The 20,543-nt window shown below is 64.6% G+C and carries 13 protein-coding genes; 4 read left to right on the forward strand and 9 right to left on the reverse strand.

What is annotated here, in order from left to right; genetic code table 11:
- The 4 genes from ASC70_RS20920 to galA form a co-directional block, all read right to left on the reverse strand.
- The coding region (locus ASC70_RS20920; protein ID WP_200940389.1) for a TonB-dependent receptor at nt 1-1,735 on the reverse strand (1,735 nt) is incomplete at its 3' end.
- Nucleotides 1,736-1,895: 160 nt separating this feature from the next.
- Complete coding sequence (locus ASC70_RS20925; RefSeq protein ID WP_235519473.1) at nt 1,896-4,187, reverse strand: glycoside hydrolase family 3 N-terminal domain-containing protein; 2,292 nt, start codon at nt 4,185-4,187, stop codon at nt 1,896-1,898.
- Nucleotides 4,188-4,328: 141 nt separating this feature from the next.
- Entirely contained in the window at nt 4,329-4,679 is a 351-nt protein-coding gene (locus tag ASC70_RS20930; protein WP_082539948.1) for a hypothetical protein, read from the reverse strand.
- A 133-nt stretch (nt 4,680-4,812) separates the two neighbouring features.
- Complete coding sequence (galA, locus tag ASC70_RS20935) at nt 4,813-7,722, reverse strand: beta-galactosidase GalA (protein WP_156396274.1); 2,910 nt, start codon at nt 7,720-7,722, stop codon at nt 4,813-4,815.
- Between the two features lie 282 nt (nt 7,723-8,004).
- Between galA and ASC70_RS20940 the strand changes: the two genes are divergently transcribed.
- Nucleotides 8,005-9,507, forward strand: a complete 1,503-nt coding sequence (locus ASC70_RS20940; RefSeq protein WP_056054127.1) for a cellulase family glycosylhydrolase — start codon at nt 8,005-8,007, stop codon at nt 9,505-9,507.
- A gap of 200 nt (nt 9,508-9,707) precedes the next feature.
- The gene (locus ASC70_RS20945) at nt 9,708-12,563 is read left to right on the forward strand and encodes a glycosyl hydrolase (RefSeq protein ID WP_082547423.1); all 2,856 of its coding nucleotides are present in this window, start codon (nt 9,708-9,710) and stop codon (nt 12,561-12,563) included.
- A 103-nt stretch (nt 12,564-12,666) separates the two neighbouring features.
- Here ASC70_RS20945 and ASC70_RS20950 read toward each other — a convergent pair whose 3' ends face one another.
- From ASC70_RS20950 to ASC70_RS20965, 4 genes are read right to left on the reverse strand one after another with little or no spacing between them, the layout of a single operon-like run.
- Entirely contained in the window at nt 12,667-14,397 is a 1,731-nt protein-coding gene (locus ASC70_RS20950) for an FAD-binding protein (protein ID WP_056054133.1), read from the reverse strand.
- 3 nt (nt 14,398-14,400) lie between these two features.
- Nucleotides 14,401-15,291, reverse strand: coding sequence for an SDR family NAD(P)-dependent oxidoreductase (locus tag ASC70_RS20955; protein WP_200940390.1), 891 nt, complete (start codon nt 15,289-15,291; stop codon nt 14,401-14,403).
- A complete protein-coding gene (locus ASC70_RS20960) occupies nt 15,276-16,214 on the reverse strand; it encodes an alpha/beta hydrolase (protein WP_056054135.1) in 939 nt (312 codons plus the stop codon). The genes ASC70_RS20955 and ASC70_RS20960 overlap by 16 nt, the downstream gene beginning before the upstream one ends.
- Before the next feature lie 22 nt (nt 16,215-16,236).
- The gene (locus ASC70_RS20965) at nt 16,237-17,967 is read right to left on the reverse strand and encodes an FAD-binding protein (protein ID WP_082547424.1); all 1,731 of its coding nucleotides are present in this window, start codon (nt 17,965-17,967) and stop codon (nt 16,237-16,239) included.
- A 239-nt stretch (nt 17,968-18,206) separates the two neighbouring features.
- Between ASC70_RS20965 and ASC70_RS25125 the strand changes: the two genes are divergently transcribed.
- Nucleotides 18,207-18,371, forward strand: a complete 165-nt coding sequence (locus ASC70_RS25125) for a hypothetical protein (protein ID WP_156396275.1) — start codon at nt 18,207-18,209, stop codon at nt 18,369-18,371.
- A gap of 74 nt (nt 18,372-18,445) precedes the next feature.
- Here the strand turns inward: ASC70_RS25125 and ASC70_RS20970 are convergent, their stop codons facing one another.
- Nucleotides 18,446-19,510 (reverse strand): hypothetical protein, encoded by a 1,065-nt coding sequence (locus ASC70_RS20970; RefSeq protein WP_200940391.1) that lies wholly within the window; start codon nt 19,508-19,510, stop codon nt 18,446-18,448.
- A 253-nt stretch (nt 19,511-19,763) separates the two neighbouring features.
- Here ASC70_RS20970 and ASC70_RS20975 point away from each other — a divergent pair, with 253 nt between their 5' ends.
- Nucleotides 19,764-20,447, forward strand: a complete 684-nt coding sequence (locus tag ASC70_RS20975) for a TetR/AcrR family transcriptional regulator (RefSeq protein ID WP_056054144.1) — start codon at nt 19,764-19,766, stop codon at nt 20,445-20,447.
- The last annotated feature ends 96 nt before the right edge of the window (nt 20,448-20,543 follow it).

Here is a 20,543-nt window from a genome sequence, read left to right on the forward strand (position 1 = left end):
TGCGCCCAAGGAACCCATCGAACTTCTGATGGAACACGTCGGCGTTGAAGGTCAGCCGGCGGTCGAACATTTGGGTTTTGATGCCAAGCTCGATCGCGTCCGAGCGCTCCGGACGGGTAAGGATCAGGCTGGTGACAGGCGGTGCCCCGACCGCGGCCGTTCCATCGCGGTAGGAACGGCCATACGAAGCATAGGCCGTCACGTCCGAGTTGAACTCGTAGGTGAGGCTCGCCCCCCCGGTCAGAGGCTTGCGCGTGCGATTGCCCAGCTTGGGATCGATGGTGTTGGTCGGACCGTCCTTGAAGCCCGGGATGAAGAAGGCTGGCAAGCCTGCGGAGGTGACAGTCTGAGTGCTGTACTGCTCGCTATCGATCTTGGCATAGCGGGCGGCAACTTCCAGGCGCAGTTTTTCGGTGAACTGGAAGCTGCTGCTGGCCGCCACCGCCAAGGTCTTGGTCTTGCCGCCGACCGTGAGATCCAGGTCGATCGGCAAGTAGAGTCCATAGCTGTACGGGAAGGGCGTGGCCGGCGCGGCGTTGGCGAAGAAGACCGGCGAGCCCTGGAGCACGCGGGTGTCGCCGCTGCCCTTGTTGGCGAAGACGGTGACACTGTAGTTCCAGAATTGCCGGCCCTTGGAGGCCAGGCGCAGTTCACCGGTGTCGTTCTTCACGGGCGAGATGGCGATCTGCCCCAAAACCAGTCCAGGAACCGTATTGGCCGTGTCGTTGTCGCCCCGTTGGTCCAGCTTCGTGTTCTGGTGGCCGCCAACGAAAGATAGCGTGTGCTCGCCAAGATCCCATTCGGCGGACAGCGTCAGGATCTTGGTGCGGTTCTTGTAGAGTCTTTGGCCGTCGGTCACGGCGATACGATCGTAGCGATCGGCGGCGGGTCCGCTGCGGGCCGGTTCAAACAGGCTTGGCTGCGCGCCGGCGCCGATCACCTGCATGTATTGCAGGTTTCTCGCGTTCAGGTCCTGGTAGGTCAGGTCGGCGCGGAAATTGTCGGTGGGCGCGAACGCCAGCGAGATCCGGCCACTCTTGGTCTTGCTGTAGGAGTGATCACCGCGCGTGACGTTGGTCACCTGGTTAAGTTCATTGCGATCGCTGAGCAGAGACGCGCGGAGCGCCAGCTTGCCAGGGATCAGCGGAACAGACACCGCACCTTGCAGGTTGACGGCGTCGCGATCGGTGCCCATCGCCTGGACATAGCCGGTGACACGGTCAAGGTCGGCGCGACGCGTGCGCAGCGTGATCGCGCCGGCAGGGGCCGTGCGCCCACGCAGAGCGCCTTGAGGACCACGCAGGACCTCGATCTGTTCCAGGTCATACATGGCCGTGAACATCGACTGGGCGTCGCTCGGGACCTCGTTGAAATAGAAGTCGACGGCCGGCGAGGTGCCCTGATCAGGGTCGAAAGCGATGCCGCGCAAGGTGGCGGTATTGTTGCGGCCGCCGGTGTTGGTCAAGGCCAGACCGGGCGACAGTTGCTGCACATCCTTGACGTCGGTGAGGTTGAGCTTCTGGAGCGTCTCACCGCTCGCGACATCCACCGACATCGGCACGTCCTGCAATCGCCGCGCGCTGCGCGTCGCAGTGACGATCACTTCGGCCACCACATCTTGGTTGGCCGCTGGCGCGTTGCTGCCCGCAGCCTGTTGCGCCAGAGCCGGCGTCAGAGGCGCCAACGACATGAATGCGGCGCTCGTCAGGAGCGCACCACGCAGAATCCGGGTCATGAAAGTCCCTCCCTACCCCAATTATATTATTAGTACGTCACTGTACTATATCTTGCCGTGGCAAGGCTGAGTCAAGTCGCGAACAGCGAGCTTGGCGCGACCTTCATCGTGTATGTTGCCGTCGCGCCACGCTGGGCGCGTCGCAGCCGGATGGCGCTTGTTAGGCCCCGGCTTCTAGCTCCAGGCTGGCCCCCGCGCCGGCATAGGCCGAGGGCGCTATCCAAACGTCGTAGACGCCGCTATCGGCCTTATTGACCAGGTCCTGGTGGATGAAGGCCAGATCCGTCGACGTCACCTCGAACTCCACGATCGCGCTTTCCCCAGGCGCAAGATCCAATAGTCGAATGTTCTTGAGGACGCGGACAGGCTGCACCGGATTGGCGGCCCGGGCATGCACGTAGAGCTGCGCAACCTCTCGCTGCGCGCGCGCGCCCTGATTGGTGATCTGGGCGCGCACCTTCACCGACCCACGCTTCGAGAGTCGAGGAGCACTGAGTTCGGTCGATCCATAACTGACGTTGGAATAGCCAAGGCCGTGGCCAAACGGGTAGAGCGCCCGATTGGAGACTTCGCGATAGCGCGTCCGGGAACCCGCCGGGCCGGAACCTTCCGGCCGCCCACTGGAACGGTGATTGTAGAAGAAGGGCTGCTGACCGGAGCGTTGCGGGAAACTGATCGGCAGCCGGCCTTGCGGCGCGTGGTCGCCGAAAACAACATCGGCGATGGCGTTGCCAGATTCCGAACCCAGGAACCAGGTGCACATGATGGCCTGCGCGTTCGCCACGGCTCCGGAGAGCTCCAGCGCGCGACCATGTTTGAGCAGGACGACCATCGGCTTGCCAAGCGCTGCGATCGCCTCGACCAGATCTTGCTGGGCCCGCGGAATGGAGAGATCGACGCGCGAGGCCCCCTCCCCCGACATGATCGCGGTCTCGCCAATATAGAGGACGGCGACGTCCGAAGCCTTGGCCGCGGCGACGGCGGCCTCGATGCCACCCGGTATGGCCTTCTCCACGCCGCAACCTTGAACGACCGACAAGGAGGCGGACGCATCGAGCGCGGCCCGGAACCCCTCCTCCAACGTCACAGCGGACTTGAAATCGGGGAAGACCATCCACGGTCCGAGCGCGTTGGACCGGTCGGTGACGAACGGCCCCAGTAGAGCAATCGACGTGCCGGTCTTTGGGAGCGGCAGAAGACCATTGTCGTTCTTGAGCAGAACGAGCGATTTGCGCGCGCTCTCGCGCGCCAACGCCACGCTATCAGGCTTGCGAATATCCGTGGTCAAGCGCTCCGGATCCAGCGATCGGTAGGGGTTTTCAAACAGACCCAACGCCTTCTTGACCCGCAGCACTCGCCTGACGGCCTCGTCGAGTACGCGCATCGAAAGTCGGCCGCCTTGGACGAGGCCGGGAATATGCTTCAGGTACAGCCCACCATGGATCGATAGATCGCAACCCGCCGTAATGGCCTTGAGCACCGCGTCGGCTTCGTCCACCGCAAAGCCGTGCGCGACCAATTCCTTCTCCGACCCGAAGTCGGTCACCACGACACCCTTGAAATCCCACTCACCGCGCAGGATGTCCGTCAGGAGATGATGGTTGCCGGTGGACGGCACGCCCGCCACGTCATTGAAACTGGCCATGGTCGAAAGCGCGCCGGCGGCGAACGCGGCGCGGAACGGCGGCAAATGGGTTTCGCGTAGCGTGGTCTCTGGAATATCGGCCGAGGCATAGTCCAAGCCCGCCTGCACCGCGCCATAGCCGGCGAAGTGCTTGGGACAGGCCAAGAGCACATCGGGTCGGCGCAGATCTTCGCCCTGGAACCCTTTCACGCGAGCTTGGGCGATGTGAGCGCCAAGCCAAGGATCTTCTCCCGCCGCCTCCACCACGCGTCCCCACCTCTGGTCGCGAGCCACGTCGACAGACGGCGCGAACGTCCAGTGAAGCCCGAAGGCCGTGGCCTCGAGCGCCGTCGCGCGCGCCGTGCGCGCGCAGAGGTCTGCGTCGAAACTCGCAGCCTCGCCCAGAGGCACCGGGAACGCGGTTTTGAGGCCGTGAATGATGTCGGCGGCAAAGACGAGGGGAATGCCCAATCGCGACTTTTCCACCGCGATCGTCTGCATGGTCCTACCCAAGCGGACATCGTCGCCGTTAAAGAGCCCTGTCAGGCGACCCTTGCGTATGTCCTCGAGCACTACTTGCAGCGCAGGTTCCGGACCCGTCTGCGGATTGACGAGTCGACCCATGCCCTGAGCGCCGGACATGGTCAGTTGCCCAGCCTTCTCCTCCACCGTCATCTTGCCGATGAGGGCTTCGATAAAGGGATCGGGCGCCCAGCGAACACGCGCGGCGAGGGCCGGCTGCGCGGCGGCCAAGGCGGCCAGACAGGCCCCGCTTTTCAGAAAGCGCCGGCGCGCCGGATTGATTTGGCTTCGCAGCGACTGGCTCACGACCGGGCGTCTTTCTAAAAGCTGTCGGCCAAGCAACGGCGCTGGCCGTCGCATGAAAGCCTGACGTTAGACGAGGGTTCTAGACCGCTTGGTCTCGATAGCGGCGACAGGGGCGCCCGCATGCGGGCGCCCCAGAAAGACTTACTTGCCTTGGGCCTTGAAGTCCGCGTTGATGGCCGCGAGCTTGGCGTCCGTGATGACGTCGGGCGAATAGCTCTGAATGGCCACCAGGGTCATGCCCCGCGCCATGTCCACCTGGTCGCTCGCCACGACGTCGGGCAGATGCTTGGCCAGGATCGCCTTTGCCGCCGGGTTGTCCAGAATGTCGCCGATCGGCGTGTCTTCCGAGCTCATCGACTTCAGGGCAGCGATCTGCGCCGCCGTCGGCGCAACGGCGGCCGCCGCGGCGGGCTTGGCCGCGGGCGCGGCCGATTGAGCATGAGCGGCCGAAGCCAGGACCATCGCAGCGGCCGCAAGCACAACAATACGCATTCGTTTCCTCCAAAATGCCTTAGCCAACAATAGTACAATATCGTTCTATTGCAATCTCATTCGCGCCTTCGCGACCTCTTGTCACGCACTTTCGTTTCCGGCGATCTCCGACAGCTTGCTTGGCCGCCCCACCCTAGTTGGCCTCAACGAAAACGGGCTGAGGTAGACCCACAACCTCACCTGATGACACCGTGAAGATCAGAGCGATGCGAACATCATCCCTACCCGCGGGCAACTCGACCGTGACCGCGCCAGTGGCGGGTTGAGCCTTGGAGGCGACAAGCCGCTTGTCGGCGAGCAAGTCACACCGCCCCGCGACGCCAGTGAAGATCAGGCGCACGCCTGACGCCTTCATAGCCGGACTGAGAACGACGTGCGCCGTGACCATCACAAACCCAGAAGAGGGCGAGGGTTCGGGCGCCTCTCCCGCGGTCACGAGCCCCCAACTGTTCATGTCGTTCGCGGCGACCTCTTCGTCGCCGCCGGGGCGCTCGGCAAAGACTGGAGATCGTCTCCACGCCTGAACCGTGAAGCGGCGGGACGCCGGCGGCGATGCGGGGATCGATCTTGCGACCAGCACCAGCGTCAATGGCCGCGCAGGCGCCAAGGTTGAGCTCTGCGCCGACAGGCGCAGAGCCCCCTGGTCGCGAGCCCGGGTCTGCACGATCACTTGCGCCCGCCCATTGAACAGACGCACTTCTCCCCCCTTCGACGGGGCAAGTGACGTTGGGTCCCCGTTGCCGAGCCCGATGATCCGGCCGCTGACGACGCCTAATGACACCAGGTCATTGGCGCTGGGCGCAGGCCGGCCCTTGGCGTCCAGGGCCTCGATCGTGACCGGCTGGCAGTCAACGCCATCGGCGTACATTCGCGAACGGTCCGGCGTGAGCCGCAAACGCACGGCGGGTCCCGTGGTTTCGACCTGGTCACGCGCCACGATCCGCCCATTGGACCACCCCCGAGCCTCCAGCCGGCCAGGGGCGTATGGGACTTCGAACGTCACCATGTCGAAGGGATCCGCCTTCGCGTCGCCGACGCTCTTTCCGTTCAAGAAGAGCTGAACCCGTTCGACATTGGTGGCGATCATGACCTTGATCGGCTCCCCTTCCTGCCCCGGCCAGGTCCAGTGCGGCAGAATGTCGAGGAGCGGGCGATCCTTCACCCACATGGCGCGGCGCAGGTAGAAGGCGGACTTGGGGAAGCCGCAAAGGTCCATCGCGCCAAAATAGCTCGAATTGGCCGGCCAGCGATGGGGGGTCGGCTCGCCGTGATAGTCAAAGCCGGTCCACCCGAAACCGCCAGCCATGAAGGGACGCGTTTCGATCATTTTCCACGCTTCGCGATGGGTGGCGCCCCAACCTGCGCGCTGGGTGTCATCGCTTGAGGCCACCATCGCCTTGCGATCACTGATCCAGGCGCCCCGCGTGATGAACGCGCTCGTATCCTCCGAACTCAGCATGGGCTTGTCCGGATTGGCCCGGTGATAGCGATCGTATTCCCTGTGCTGGTAATTGAAACCAACCACATCGACGGCCTGGGCGACGTTGACGGGAGCCATTTGGCCAGCGCTCATCGCGGCGGTGACCGGACGCGTGTCGTCCAACCGCTTAACGGCATCGACAACGCGGCGGGCCATCTCGAAGCCGATCGGTGTGGACTGGGTCGGCTCTTCGTTGAAGATCGACCAAAGGATCACACAAGGCCGATTGCGGTCGCGCCGGATCAGCCAATCGAGTTGTTCGGTATAGTCGGGGGAGACGCTGAAGTTTCGGTTCTCGTCCATGACGAGCATGCCCAGCCGGTCGCAGGCGTCGAGCAAAGCGACGTCCGGCGCTCCGTGCGAACAGCGGATCGCATTGCACCCCATCGCCTTCAACTGCTTCACCCGCCATTCGACGAGCGCCGGGGGCACCGCCACGCCGACGCCGGCGTGGTCTTGATGGATACACATCCCTTTGAGTTTGACGTGCTGGCCGTTCAGGAAGAACCCTCGTGTGGCGTCGAAGGCGATAGACCGAAACCCACACGGCGTCAGCCGCTCGTCGATCACGACGCCGTCGCGAAGCACTCGCGTACGGGTCGCGTAAAGATAGGGGTCCTCAACAGACCAAAGCCGCGGCGCGGCGATCTCAAGTGGAACCGAAACGGTCGGTCTTTCGAAGGCGGCGATCCGCGCGGCCCCGACGCCGGCGACCACGACCCTGCCCTCGCGATCGAGCAATTCCGTATGGACCTCGACCTTCACGGGCGCGGCCTCAACCGAGTAGAGCGACACCTCCACCGGCAGGCGCCAGCGGCCGTCGACGAGGCGAGGATTGGCGTGGACACCGTCTGTAACGATGCTGACCGGGCCACGTTCTATGAGCCAGACATCGCGGTAGATCCCCGCGCCCTCGTACCACCACCCCTCAAGCGCGTCGGCATCGACCCTTACGACCAAAATATTGGCGGCCGCGCCGAACCGCGCCATGGCCGTCACGTCGATGAGAACTGAATTGTAGCCGGACCAATTGTGCGCCACGACGTTTCCGTTGAACCAGATCGTGGCGTTCGTAGCGACCGCGCCAAACTGAAGTTCGAAATACCGTCCGCGCTTGTCTGCATCCAGAACGATGGATCGTCGGTACCAGCCATACCCCCGCTTGCGGTAGCCTTGAGCCATGTTCTCGGCCGGATCTGGAGGTGTCTCGATCGCCCAATCATGCGGCAGATCGAGCTCGCGCCACTGACTGTCGTCATAGCTAATGGCGGCGGCGCCACGCGCGCCGCCCGCCTTGGCGCTGCTATATGAACCGGCATGGTCGAGCAGTTTGGGCGGGACAATATCGCCCAGATGAAACCTCCAGCCCGCGTTCAGAGACAGGGCGCCTCTTTCTGGAGGCACGATAACCGCCTCGCTCAACTCGCCGCCGGACGCAAAGACGCTCCCTGCGACGGCGCCCTGGACGCCGGACGGCAGCGCTGTGCTGGCCATGGCCGTGGCGAAGAGTTGCAGGACACGTCGACGCTGAATGTCGCCCAAGCCTTGGTCGTGGTCTGACATCCGCGCTCTCCCTGGAAGACACTGCCGTTCGCGATCCGACGGCGTTCAGATGCATCTAGGCCAAGCGGCTAAATAGTTCAATATCGTATCATTTTTGATGACGGGCCGCGAAAGCGGCTTTTGGTCGGCTTGCCTGCGGCCGACCGGGCTCGCCGCGGGCAAACTGTGCAAGGGACCTTGACCCAGGATAATAATAGTACAAAATCGTCCTAATAACGATCTTTGCCCTCGCGACGGCTATCGAGCCGGGGGGCATGGCTTTGTACGGGAGGAAGGGCTTTGATGGACGACAAGACCTTTATGACGCGCCGCCGATTCACCGCGACCGGCGCGGCGCTCGGCGCGGGAGCGCTGGCCACACCGGCCCTTGCCCGCCTCGCGACCGAGCAGGTCGAGATCGACCTGAGGAAAGATGTCGGTCCTCTAACGCACGTTTGGTCGCGCAGCGTCGGGTCAGACCGCGCGGCGATCACGCTCCGCGAGTCCTGGCGCAAGGATTTGGATCGGGCCAAGGCCGAAATGGGCGTGGAGCGTGTACGTTTCCACGGCATTTTCGCCGACGAGCTTGGGAGCGGGACGAATTTTCAGAACGTCAACGCGGTCTATGACGGTCTTCTGGAACGGGGCGTGCAACCGTTCGTCGAACTAGGCTTCATGCCCAAGCGGTTTGCGAGCGGAACCAAGGAGTTCGGTTTCTACCGCGCAAACGTCTCGCCTCCTAAATCCCTGGATGCGTGGGCGGAGTACATCAGCAAGTTCGTTCGCCACCTCGTCGCACGCTATGGCGCAGCCGAGGTGCGCCAGTGGTATTTCGAGGTCTGGAACGAGCCCAACCTGCAGGATTGGTTCTGGAGCGGCACCCAGGAAGAGTATTTTGCGCTCTACAAGGCCACGGCTAAGGCCGTAAAAGACGTTGATCCACTGATCAAGGTTGGCGGCCCCGCCACCTCCGCAGTGCAGTGGCTTCCCCAATTCCTCGGCTATTGCGCCCAGAACAACGCGCCGGTCGATTTCGTCTCGACCCACATCTATCCTGGAGACGATCAGGCGGTCGTCTTTGGTCAAGCCAACAAATTCAAGCAGCACGATGTCGTATTCCAGGCTGTTGCACTGGCTCGGGCCCAGATCGACGCGACCCCGTTCAAGGGCGCCGAGCTCTGGTTGGACGAATGGTCCTCCGATAGCCCGGCCATGATCGCTCACACGATCATGAACAGCCTGCCCTACTGCCAGGGCATGAGCCAATGGCAGCTCAGCGGGACCTACGAGGAAAACCTGGTCGAAGCCTGGATCTTCAAGAAGGGGCAGAACGGCTGGGGCATCCTCGCGAAGGGCAACATCGCCAAGCCCGAGTTCAACACCTACAAACTGCTCCACCGGCTCGGCGACCGACGGCTGGCCGCCAAAGGCCCCGCCCTTGCATCGACCAAGGGCAAGGCCGTTTCCGCGCTCGTCTGGAACCTGGCGGACGTCCAACAGGCGCCCGGCATCCCCGGCGCGAGCAGCGAGCGCAGGGTCGTCGGCGAGCCCAAGGCCATCTCGGTCCGCTTCCTGGGCGCAAAGAAGGGACAGAGGGTCCGCGTCAGCTATGTCGACCAGGAGCGGGGCTCTCCCTATCCCGAATGGCGCTCGCTCGGCTCGCCGCAGTATCCCACCCGCGAACAGATGGCGCTGATCAAGAAAGCGGCGGAACTCGCCCCGCCGGAGGTGCATGCCCTCGACACCTCGGGCCAACTGACCCTCCAACTGCCCGCCGAAGGCGTGGCGCTGATCGAGCTCGCCTGATTGGCGCGAGTTAAAGCGGGCGCCGTTTGGCCGAACTTCCCGAACAGGGACCCCTTCCAGGTCCTTGTTCGGTTCACAGGAAGACGATCGATCGCGCGCCCGCCAACACGAGCGCTTACCCACACCGCATTTTTCGTGCGGCTCTCTAGTCATATCTTAGACGCGCGCTCCGTATTGGCGCGCTCGCAAGGACAGTCGCGATGACGAGCGGACGTTCGATCTGGTTACTTGGCGCCGCTGGCGTGGCCCTACTTGGCGCGACAGCACCGGCGGCCGCGAGTGAAACCCTGGAAAAGGTCTTTGCTTCACCGCCGGCCCAGGCGCGACCGTTCGCACGTTGGTGGTGGCCGGGTGGAGCCGTCTCCGACCCCGAGCTGGCGCGCGAAATCGCCATCATGGCGAAAGCGGGATTTGGCGGCGTCGAAATCCAGGCCTTCAATCCAGGCATTCCCGACCAGACCGCTGACGAGCGCAAGCGCGTCAATGACTATGCCAACCCCGCCTTTTTCGGTCACGTTCGGGCAGCGTCACAAGCCGCCGCCCGCGAAGGCCTGAAACTCGACTACACCTTTGGCTCAGCCTGGCCCTCTGGCGGCGGGTTCGCCGTGACGCCTGAACTCGCGCTCGTCGAACTCACCATGGCGACGACACAGATTGACGGCCCGCCGAAAGGCCCGTTGCAAGTGAAGGTTCCCAAGCGCAGCCGGAAGCTCGGAGTGCTGGGGTCCCTCGATGCGCGCACCAAAGACCCTCGTGCGGCCGGCTGGCGCGAGCGGCTGGATGCGCGGGAAAAGCTCGTCGCGGTCATCGCCGTGCCTGGCGACGGTCCCGATCTAGTCGCCGCGCCGCAAGGCGGTTTCAGGCTCTTCCCGTGGCAGGACGTCAAGGCCTCCGGCACGCTCGACATGGCGCGCGCCGTCGTGTTGACCGACAAGCTCTCGGCCGACGGTGTCCTCGATTGGACGCCGCCTGCGGGACGGTGGCAGATCTTCGTGTTCAAGCAATACGCGGTTGATAGCGGGGTGATGGCGGGCGTCGGCGAGGGGCCGCAGTTGGTGCTCGACCACTATCGCAAGGCCGCCTTCGAGGCTCATGCCAGTCGCGTTGGCGCGCCTCTGGTGGAAGGCCCGCTGGCGGCGGGCCCGAACCTGAATGCCACCTTCGTCGATAGTCTCGAACTCATGCAGGATCTGCCCTGGACGGACGCGTTCCTGGCTGAATTCAAGCAACGGCGTGGTTACGATCTAACCCCGTATCTGCCCCTGGTGCTGCAACCTGGCTGGGTTCAGGCCTGGGATCAGCATTACTCGCCTCCCTATTTCAACGACGACGCGCTTGGTGAGCGCGTTCGCGCTGACTATCGCCGAACGCTCTCTGATCTGCAGTTGGAGAACTTCTGGCAGCCGTTCGTCGCTTGGAACCATGCTCGAGGATTGCGCGCGCGCATCCAGGCGCACGGCGCGGGCGTCGATGTGCTGAAGGCATATGGCCTGGCCGACATCCCCGAGACAGAGGATCTGGACGGCGACGGCAACCCTGTGTTCCTACGCATGGCGCGCTCGGCGGCCGACCTCTATGGACGCAACCTAGTGAGCGCCGAGAGCTTCGTCTTCCCGGCCGAACCCTACGATGTGACCCCGGAGCGGATCCGCCAACGGGCCGACAAGCTCTTTGCCAGCGGCGTCAACCGGATCGTCTATCACGGCTATCCATATGTCGTTCGGGCCAATCAGCGCCCCGGATGGCACCCCTTCGCTCCCAGCGGCTTTGGCCCGGGGTTCAGCTTACCCTTCAACGAGCTCAACCCGATCTTCGCCGCAGCGCCACAACTGAATGCCTACATCGCGCGAACGCAGGCGGTCCTGCAGCAAGGCCGCAATGTCGTTCCAGTGGCGCTCTATCTCGGCGACGTTGGTTACTTCCACGGGCTGGAGCCCCAAAGCCGAAACAAGGAAGGTCTAGAGACCCGCTTGCTGGCGGCTGGCTTTGACAACGATCGGATCAATCCTGACGCGTTGTCCGATGCTCGCGTCATCGATGGTGACTTGGTCACCCGCGGAGGCGGCCGATACCAGGTCTTGGTCATGCCGCCGCGAAATGCGCTCGATGCGGCGACCGCGCAAACGATCGCGCGACTCTCTTCTCAAGGTCTCAAGGTCGTGTTCGTGGATGTCCTTCCGAGCCGGCACGACGGGCTCGAGGATGCCGAGAAGAAGGACCGACAGGTCGTCGAAGCCGTCGCCATGGCTCAATCACATGGGGCTCAACGCGTCTCGACCACCGATCTTCCGTCGGCGCTCTTGGCCCGCAATATAGCGCCCAATCTCAACTTTGAGGGGCCGGGCGCACTGTTTGTCGAACGTGCGACGGGGAAGCGGCGCAGCTACTTCCTGCACAACACCGAGGCCATGGCGCGTTCGATCACCTTCACCACCTCGGCCAAGGGCCGAGCGGAAATTTGGGATGCATGGACAGGCGCGCGCATGCCAATCAACAGCCTGGCGATCCCAAATGGATCGCGGGTCAAGCTTGACCTTCCCGCCGGCGGCTCCGCCTTGGTGGTGTTCGACCCGTCCAAGCCGGCGGCAAAGGCCGCGTCGCAGCGAACCGATCAGGTGAAGCTCGAACTTCCCGGTCAAGGTTGGAAGCTCACGGCAGACGGCTACGGCCTAAAGGGCGCCGCCGTCTCTTGGAGCAGCCAGGACATCGCGCTTGGCGACTGGAGCGGCGTGGAGGCTCTCTCCCGCTTTTCTGGCCAAGCGACCTATACGCGCACCCTGAGATTGGACACCAAGCCCAAGGGCGAGCATTGGCTTGACCTGGGCCAGGTGCATGACATGGCCACGGTTCGTATCAACGGAATGTCGTTCGCACCCCTGATCGGCCCGTACCGCGTGAAGATTGGCAAGGCCCTCAAGGCTGGCGACAATCTGATCGAGATCACGGTCCGCAATACGCCCAACAACGCCATGGTCGAGCCTGCCAATCCAGCTCGCAAGCATGTGCGCCCTCAACCTGCCGGGCTGATCGGACCCGTGCGCCTGTTGGGTCGATGACCCCGGGTGCTGGTTTTGGCGGGGCGCTCCCAATCGTGGAAGCGCCCGCTGCCGACGCCGCGGGTGAGCCACACCCCTGATTCCGCCACGCTTGACTAGCGGGTTAAGCCACAGGGTCGCGAACCGCTCGCGTGGCGAACTTGGCCGCCGCGCGCCCGGCCCGACGGCCGGAGAAAACACAGTCGGCCATGGCCAGCCCGCTGACGTACAGGTTCGAGCAAACACCGACCGCAGTCCGCCCAGCGGCGAAGAGCCCCGCCACCGGCGCGCCGCTCGGCGCTAGGACCTGACCGCTGGTTTCATCGACCGCCAGTCCGCCAAGCGTCAGCGTCGGCAGCGGCGCCAAAGGCGCGTCGATCGACATGTCCAATGCGTAGTATGGCCCCCGCTCCAGCGGTGCTGCATCCGCCCCGCGCTTACCGAAAGGATCGGCGCGCTCGCCACGTGCGACGGCCTGGTAGGCCTCCAGCGTCTTGCGCAGAACCTCAGGCGCGAAACCGCAACGGGCGGCAAGATCATCAAGAGACGCAGCTTTTCGCCGCCCCAGGGCCATGGCCAACAGGGCTGGATACTTCTGGAATGGCAGGACCCCGGCAACGGACAGATCTCGGCGGGCTTGGTCCATCAAGTTCTGGTCGAGGATCAGCCAAGCCTTGCCGTTCTGGCCGTCGCACATCGCCGCCCCGATGGCCGCGCCGTAAAGCGTTTCGTCGATGAACCGCTCGCCGGCTGCGTTGACGAGCGCGCCACGCGACCAGGCCGACGGCGGATTGATGAACCGCCAGGCGCTGACCCGGTCCAGACCACGGGTCGCTCCACCGGCGCCGACGCCCAAGGCCACCCCGGCCCCATCGTCGCCAGGCGCGCCCAGCGGCATGCCCTTTAGATAACCCGGCGCATGGCGTGCGATCAGTTCGCGATTGAAGATAAAGCCCCCCGCGCTCAGCACCACACCCCGGCGCGCACGGATCAACAGGGTCTCGCCGTGCCGCCCCTCGATCGCCGCCGCGCGCTTGGCCAGGCGCGCGCCATGGGCCGCAGCCAGACCCGCGCCCGGAAAAGTGCCCGGCAGGAAAGCAAGCCACTTCTGGCTGGCGGCCAGCAGCGCGCGATGGCGTCCCGCAAGGGGATGTTCAGGCGGAACCCGCACGACCTTGACGCCGACGACCGTGTTCTTGGCGTCGACCACAAGCGCGCGAACATCAGCGTGGTCCCAATCGACCACGCCGGCGCGGCGGGCGCTGTCGCGCAACGGATCGTAGATTCCCGCGCCGTAACCGTCGGCGCGCGGCGCCGCGGGCATGAACACCCGATGCCCGCGCGCGGCAGGCTTGGCGGCTGATGCATAGCGAGCGCTGAGAGAGCTGTCGGAATGGTAAAGGTAGTAGTCCGAAGGAGGATAGGATGTTTTGCCCGCATAGAGCCGGGCGTTGAACGGCACGCCATGACCTTCCAGCCAGCGTAGATCCTCCGCGCTCCCGGCACAGAACCGCGCCAGCGTGGCGTCCGATACGATCCCTTGGGTTTCGAGGCGCAAGTAGGCGATCATCGCTTCGACGGAATCGTCGACGCCCGCCGATTGCTGAATATGGGTGCCGCCGCCGGCATAAACGACGCCGCCGTTGACTCGGGTTGCTCCGCCACCGCCAAAGCGGTCGAGGGCGAGAACCGAGGCCCCCTCGGATCGCGCCTCCAACGCGGCGCAGACCCCGGCCCCGCCATAGCCGACGACCACCACATCGAAGGTCTCGTCCCAAGTTGCAGCCTGGTGGGTGTTGAGACGAACCGGGGGTTCGATACGCGCGGGCCAACCCGTCTTGGTCTGTTCAGGCATAGGTCAGGCTTCCAGCAGGGCGCGGGTTTCGGGCGTCAGGGCGGGCCTGGATTGGTCTCGAAGGAAGACAGCGCGGTTTTGGGCCAGGTTTTGGGTCATCTCCGGCTGCGTGGAGACCCAGAACTCCCCAGCGGCGATCTGCTCGAGGATCACCTTGCAGGCCGCGTCCAACTCCATGCCGTACGCGGCCATGGTCTGGCGCATGACCTCACGATGCTTGGAAGCAAGGTCCTCGCCCGACGGGGTGGCGTCGGCGAAGATCTGTGTCTTGACCATACCGGGGATCACCGAACTGACGTGGATCGGTTTCCCTTGCAGTTCCATCTCCAGATAGAGGCACTCGCTGAAGGCCTGCACCGCGTGCTTGGTCACCATGTACGCCGTCTGCAGGGGCATCTGCCCGAAGGCGCCCACGGAGGCGAGGTTGGCGATATAGGCCGGCTTCCCGGCCGCCAGCATGCGAGGCGCGAACGCTCGGACGCCGTGCACCACGCCGTGGATGTTGATGTCCAGAGTGCGGTCCCACTGCGCCGCGCTCAGTTCCCAGCTATTGCCGATCGTCTCGATACCGGCGTTGTTGATTAGCAGCCTCACGTCGCCGAAGCGTTCGTGCGTCGCCGCGGCCAGGCCGTCGAGCGCTTCGGGCCGGGAAACGTCAACGGCAAGCGCAAGCACCTCGGTTCCGCCGGCCCGGAGCGCCTCGGCGAGCCTATCGACGCGACCTTGGTCGATATCGGCCAGCACCAGCGCCATGCCCAGTTCCGCCGCCCGGCGGGCCAAGCCCTCTCCCAGTCCAGCGCCCGCGCCGGTGATCACCGCCACGCCACCCTCAAAGACCGAACGGTCCTGGCACATCGTCTTGTCCTCTTCGGTAAACATCAGGCTCGGGTCCATTGGCGGTCCAGCCAGGCGGCTGCCTCGTCCAGGGCGGCCTTTGCCTCATCGACCATCCCCATCCAGGACAGGAAGCCATGCACCATGCCCTTGCGGCGCGTCAGTCGCACCGCAACGCCGGCGGCTTCCAGGCGATGGGCGTAGTCCTCTCCATCATCGCGGCTGGGGTCCAGTTCCGCAGTGGCCACGAAGGCGGGCGGCAAACCCGCGTGTGAAGCGGCCGCGCGCGGCGAGGCATAGGGCTGGCCCGCGTCGGCGCCGGCCAGATAGAGGCTCCAGAAGTAATCCATGTCGTCTGACGTCAGGATCGGTCCGTCGCCGAACGCCGCCAACGACTCCGTCAACGGACCCGGGGCGCCGCCCGAGCCGTAGAACAGCAATTGCGCACGCAACGCCGGCCCGCCCGCATCGCGCGTCTTCAGCGCTAGGGTCGCGGCCAGCACGGCCCCGGCGCTCGTGCCCGCGAGCGCCAGACGCTCGGGATCGCCGCCATGGTCGCTAGCGTGTTTGGCCGCCCACGCGAGCGCGAGCACCGCATCGTCCAAGGCAGCCGGATACGGATGCTCAGGCGCGAGCCGATAATCGACCGAGACCACCAGGCTGCGGGTCGAGCGGCAGAAGGCGCGCGCGACGCCATCATCGCTGTCTAGGTCGCCCAGCAGGAAGCCACCGCCGTGGAAGAACATCAGCACGGGCGCTGGCGCCGTTACGCCGTCAGGTCGATAGAGGCGCAGCGCGAGCGTCGAGCCGTCGCATCGGGCGACGCTTAGATCCTTCACCTCGGCTAGCCCTTCTCCAGACTTGGGCGAAGCGGCGGCGAAGTCGCGCACCACGCCGCGCAGGACATCCAAGGGGATGACCCGCGCGCCTGGGTAGGGCGGCGCATGGGCCAGAAGCGCGGCGATCTGCGGATCCATCGTCATGATGTCGTTCTCCTGGTCGCGCCTAGGCGTCAAGGGTCTGGGCGGCCGGCAGGGCCGGGGTATTGCGGCCGCGGGCCAGATGATTGGCCGCAGCGAAACCGAAGGTGACGGCCGGGCCCAGCGTGCCGCCGGCGCCAGGATAGGAGCGGCCCATCATCGAGCTGGCCGTGTTGCCGATCGCGTAGAGACCGTCGATGGGCGCGCCGTTCACGTCCAGGACGTTGGCGTTGACATCGACCTTGAGGCCGCCCTTGGTGCCAAGATCCCCCAGCACGATGCGCACGGCGTAAAACGGGCTTTGGCGAAGCGGCGCGAGATTGGGATTGGGGAAGGTCTCGTCGCCAAAATAGTGGTCATAGGTGTCGCCGCCGCGACCAAAGTCGGCATCCACGCCCTTGTCCGCCTGCTCGTTGAACCGGGCGATCGAGCTCTCCACCGCGCCTGGATCCAGACCGATCTGCGAGGCCAGGGCCGCCAGGCTGTCGGCGCGGTGATAGACCTTTCCCAGCCAGTCGGCGGGCAGCTTGTGATCGGGGGTCAGCGCCCCGGCCATCATCGGTCCGACCATGTAGCGCTTGCGGAAGCCCGCGTCGAAGAAGAGCCAGCAGTCCGACGTGCCGGTGACCTTGGCTTGGTCGATCATCAGCGCGCCGAAGTCGTTGTAGGACTGGGCCTCGTTGCCGAACCGGCGGCCATGGGCGTTGAGCACGACGCCGCCAGGGAAGGCCCTCTCCATGAACAGGACATAGACCGCGTCGGGGTCGTCGCCCATCGGACCATACATCGCCGGCGCCCACCAGGCGTTGCCCATCGCCTCGGTCGCCGCGCCAATCGCCTCGCCGGCCTTCAGCCCGTCGCCGACATTTTGACCTTTAGGGGTGGGGCTGTGATCTGTTGTCGCGCCGGGCGCCAGATGAAGCGCCCGAAGCTCGGCGTTGTGCTCGAAACCGCCAGCGCCCAGGACCACGCCTTTGCGCGCGCGCACTTCGACCTGGATGTCACCGCGGCTCACCGTGGCCACGAAGCCGCCGTCGGGGTGCTTGGTCAGCGATAGCAGACGCACGCCTAGATGCAGTGGGATCTTGCGATCGAACACCGCCTGGCCCAGCGGGGCGACCAGCGACAGGCCCATGGTCAGGCGACGGCCGCGCGTGGTCTTGGCGCGCCAGCCAAAGTCGAGCCAGTACTCCGCCATCATCCGCATCAGCAGCGTCATCCAGCCCTTGCGGCGCTTGGACAACGCCCGCCCCTCGGTGTTGGAAAGCGAGATACGGCCCAGCACCTTCATGAAGGACAGTTGGTCGCGCAGCGTGAAGAAGTGCTCGCCCAGCTTGGCCCCGTCATAGGGCTGAGGATCTATGGTCCGGCCGGCCGGCAGCGCCCCGGGCAGGTCCTGGCGGTAGTCCGGATATTCCGGATTGGCTTCCAGCCGCACGCCGATCTTCTCGAGATAGTCCAAGGCCAGGGGCGCCTGGTCGACATAGGCCTCCAACCGCGCCTCGGGCACCTCCCCCTCGGTGCAGGCTCGAAGATAGGCCAGCGCCTTTTCACGGCTGTCGCAATCACCGAGCCGGCCACTGTTGGCGACCCACAATGCGCCGCCGGAAATGGCCGAGGTGCCGCCCCAAAGGGGCGCCTTTTCGATGATCGAGACCGAAAAGCCTTGATCGTGCGCGCGCGCGGCGGCGGTCAGCGCGCCCGCGCCACTGCCGACGACCAGCACATCACAGTCTTCAACTGCACGGGATTCCATACGCCTCACTCCCCGTTTAGCGCTTTGCGCTTTTTTTGTAAGCCTATTCTACGCATTTCATAACTCACAAGCGGAAATCCTGGGTCAGTGCGAACCATTGCCGCGAGACAACCCCAGCAACTCCGCCCCGTCGCGACCCTTTCGCCAGTTCGCGCAATTTAATTTGACTTTGAGTGCGCAAGTGGGACCATCAACCGGTTAGCGCTCGCCAGATTGCGCAACATAACGGAGGAAACAACATGCAAATCGTCAATCAACAAGGCGTGCGGCGGGCCCTCAAGGGCGACGATACGAGCCTAGCCAGCATGATCCTGATCTTCGCCACCGGTGCGGTCGCCTGGGGCGCGCTGGGCTATCTGGCCATCCGCTGCCTGACCCAATTTGGCCCGGGCCTGTTCCATTAGACCCCTAAAGTCGGCGCGCAGCGCCGGCTCTTAAAAACAGGCGGCGCGGTCGACGATGACCGCGCCGCCTTTTTTCAGGCCGCCAGTTGGTGCGGGCCCGGCGCCTCGGCCGGATAAATCCGCGGCGTGCCGATGTCATAGTTCGCCGTCAGGGTCTGGATGAACGTCAGGTCGCGCAGTGGATCGCTTGGGGTGGCGACTTCGACGCCCCGGCTCCGCAGATCCTTCAGGAAGGTGTCGACCACCCGCTCGACCGTCAGATCATCGGTGTGATCCATCACCGCCTTCAGCTCGGCCATGTCGGCGAAGACCTCGGCGTTCCAATGCACCAGGAAGCGCATCTCCGAGGCGGCCACCTTCTGGATCTCCGCGCCGTCGGTCGTGATCCGCCAGCCGTCCTCGACCTCCGGGTCCGCGCCGAATAGCGAGTGCAGCGCCAGACCCTGGGGGTGCCGTTGCTCGGCCGGGCCGTTGGGCTCGCCGCGGTGATACATCATCTCGTTCTGGACCACGACGCCGCGGTTCCACATCGGCGTGGCCAGGCGCTTGGGCTGTCCCAACGGACCGTCCGGCCAGTAGGTGAAGCCGCCGCCCTGGGGATTGTCGTAATACCAGGTGATGACTTGGGCCATCTTCTTGAGCCAGGGTTTGAACAGGCCAGACTTGCCCATCATGTTGAGCAGCCAGACCGGCGTGTTCTGATAGGTCAGACCCCGGAACGAGACCCCGTCCAGATGACCTGGGTCCTGGCTGCCGCACGGCCCCTGGATGTTGAACAGCATCATGGTCGGGGTCGCGTACTGCGCGTTCCAGTAGGCCTTGGCCTTCTGCAGGAAGCCGACATTGTGGAAGGTGTCCTCGAGCCCGTCGTAGAGGCAGGCTCCGCCCTGGGCCAGAAAGCCCCGGAAGCACGGCGTCAGGAACATGTCCATGGTCGGGGTGACGCCCGGGGGCAGCATGCCCGACATCGTGGCGATGACCTCTTCGGGCGACTTGAAGGTCTGGGCCAGGATCAGCGGCCAGGGCCCCTCGCGGCGCACCGTCTCCAGGAGACGACGATGTTGATCGTCACTGTAGACGCCATCCAGCACGACGGGCTCGGACACCGGCCGCAGCGTATTCGCCAGGTCGTTAGACATCCTGGTTTCCTCCGTATTGATTTATTTGTGAGAAGTCACTTACACCCGAAGAGGCCCGACGATCAAGGCGCTCGCCATGCGCAATCGGGTTGGAGATCAAGGTCATGGTCGGCTGCTTGCGTAGACGTTGCGCGCACGCGCAACGTAAAGTCACAACGATCCCTGGATCCGGACGGTGCTTGGCCAGCGGTGTGACGGCCCCGGCGACGCCGAACCGCTTTGTGACGGCTCAGAAACCCGCTAAGTGCAGGCCATGACCGTCAAACGCCTCAAGGGCGCGGACCGCCGCGCGCTAATCCTCCAGGCGGCGATCAAGGTGTTCGCCGAGCATGGCCCAAGCGCGCCCACTCAGTTGGTGGCCGCCGCGGCCAAGGTCTCCGACGCCCTGATCTTCGCCCACTTCAGCTCAAAGCGCGGACTCTACAAGGCGGTGCTGCGCACCCTGATCGAAGAGCAAGACGCCTCGTTCAAGGCGATCGGCCTGGCTACGCCCGATACCGAGGGCCTGGTGGCCATGCTGACGGCCTACTTTCAGACTTGCCTGCTGGGTTCCAGCGCGCCCAACGCCCAGGGCATCCGGATTCTGTTCACCAGCCTGGCCGGCGATGGCGATCACGCCCGCCTGACCTACAAACGCGCCATCCGCCTGAGCCTCAAGACCCTGAAGACGGCGCTGGAGCGCGCGCGCGAGCGCGGCGATCTGCAAGGTCAGTCGATCGCGCCCGAGAACCTCATCGCTTTTCTGGAACATATCGGTTCGATGCTGGTGTTGTCGCGCGGCCCCGACAAGCCGATCATCGCCTATGCCGGCGAGGACGCCGATCTCCTGCGCCAACTTGTCTGGTTCGCCGGTCGCGGCTTGGGCCTGACCGAAGCGGCCCTGGAGCGCTGCTATGCGCCCCCACCACAGGCCGAAAAGGCCGCAAAGTCAGCCTAGATACGCCCGTTCATTTCGGTTTTGCGGACTCGATTACGCAGTCAGAAACGCGAATCGTCGATTTGCCATAGCGCGCCCGTAAGTTTGTGAGTACCA

This window comes from Caulobacter sp. Root343, assembly GCF_001425745.1.
GTDB lineage: Bacteria > Pseudomonadota > Alphaproteobacteria > Caulobacterales > Caulobacteraceae > Caulobacter.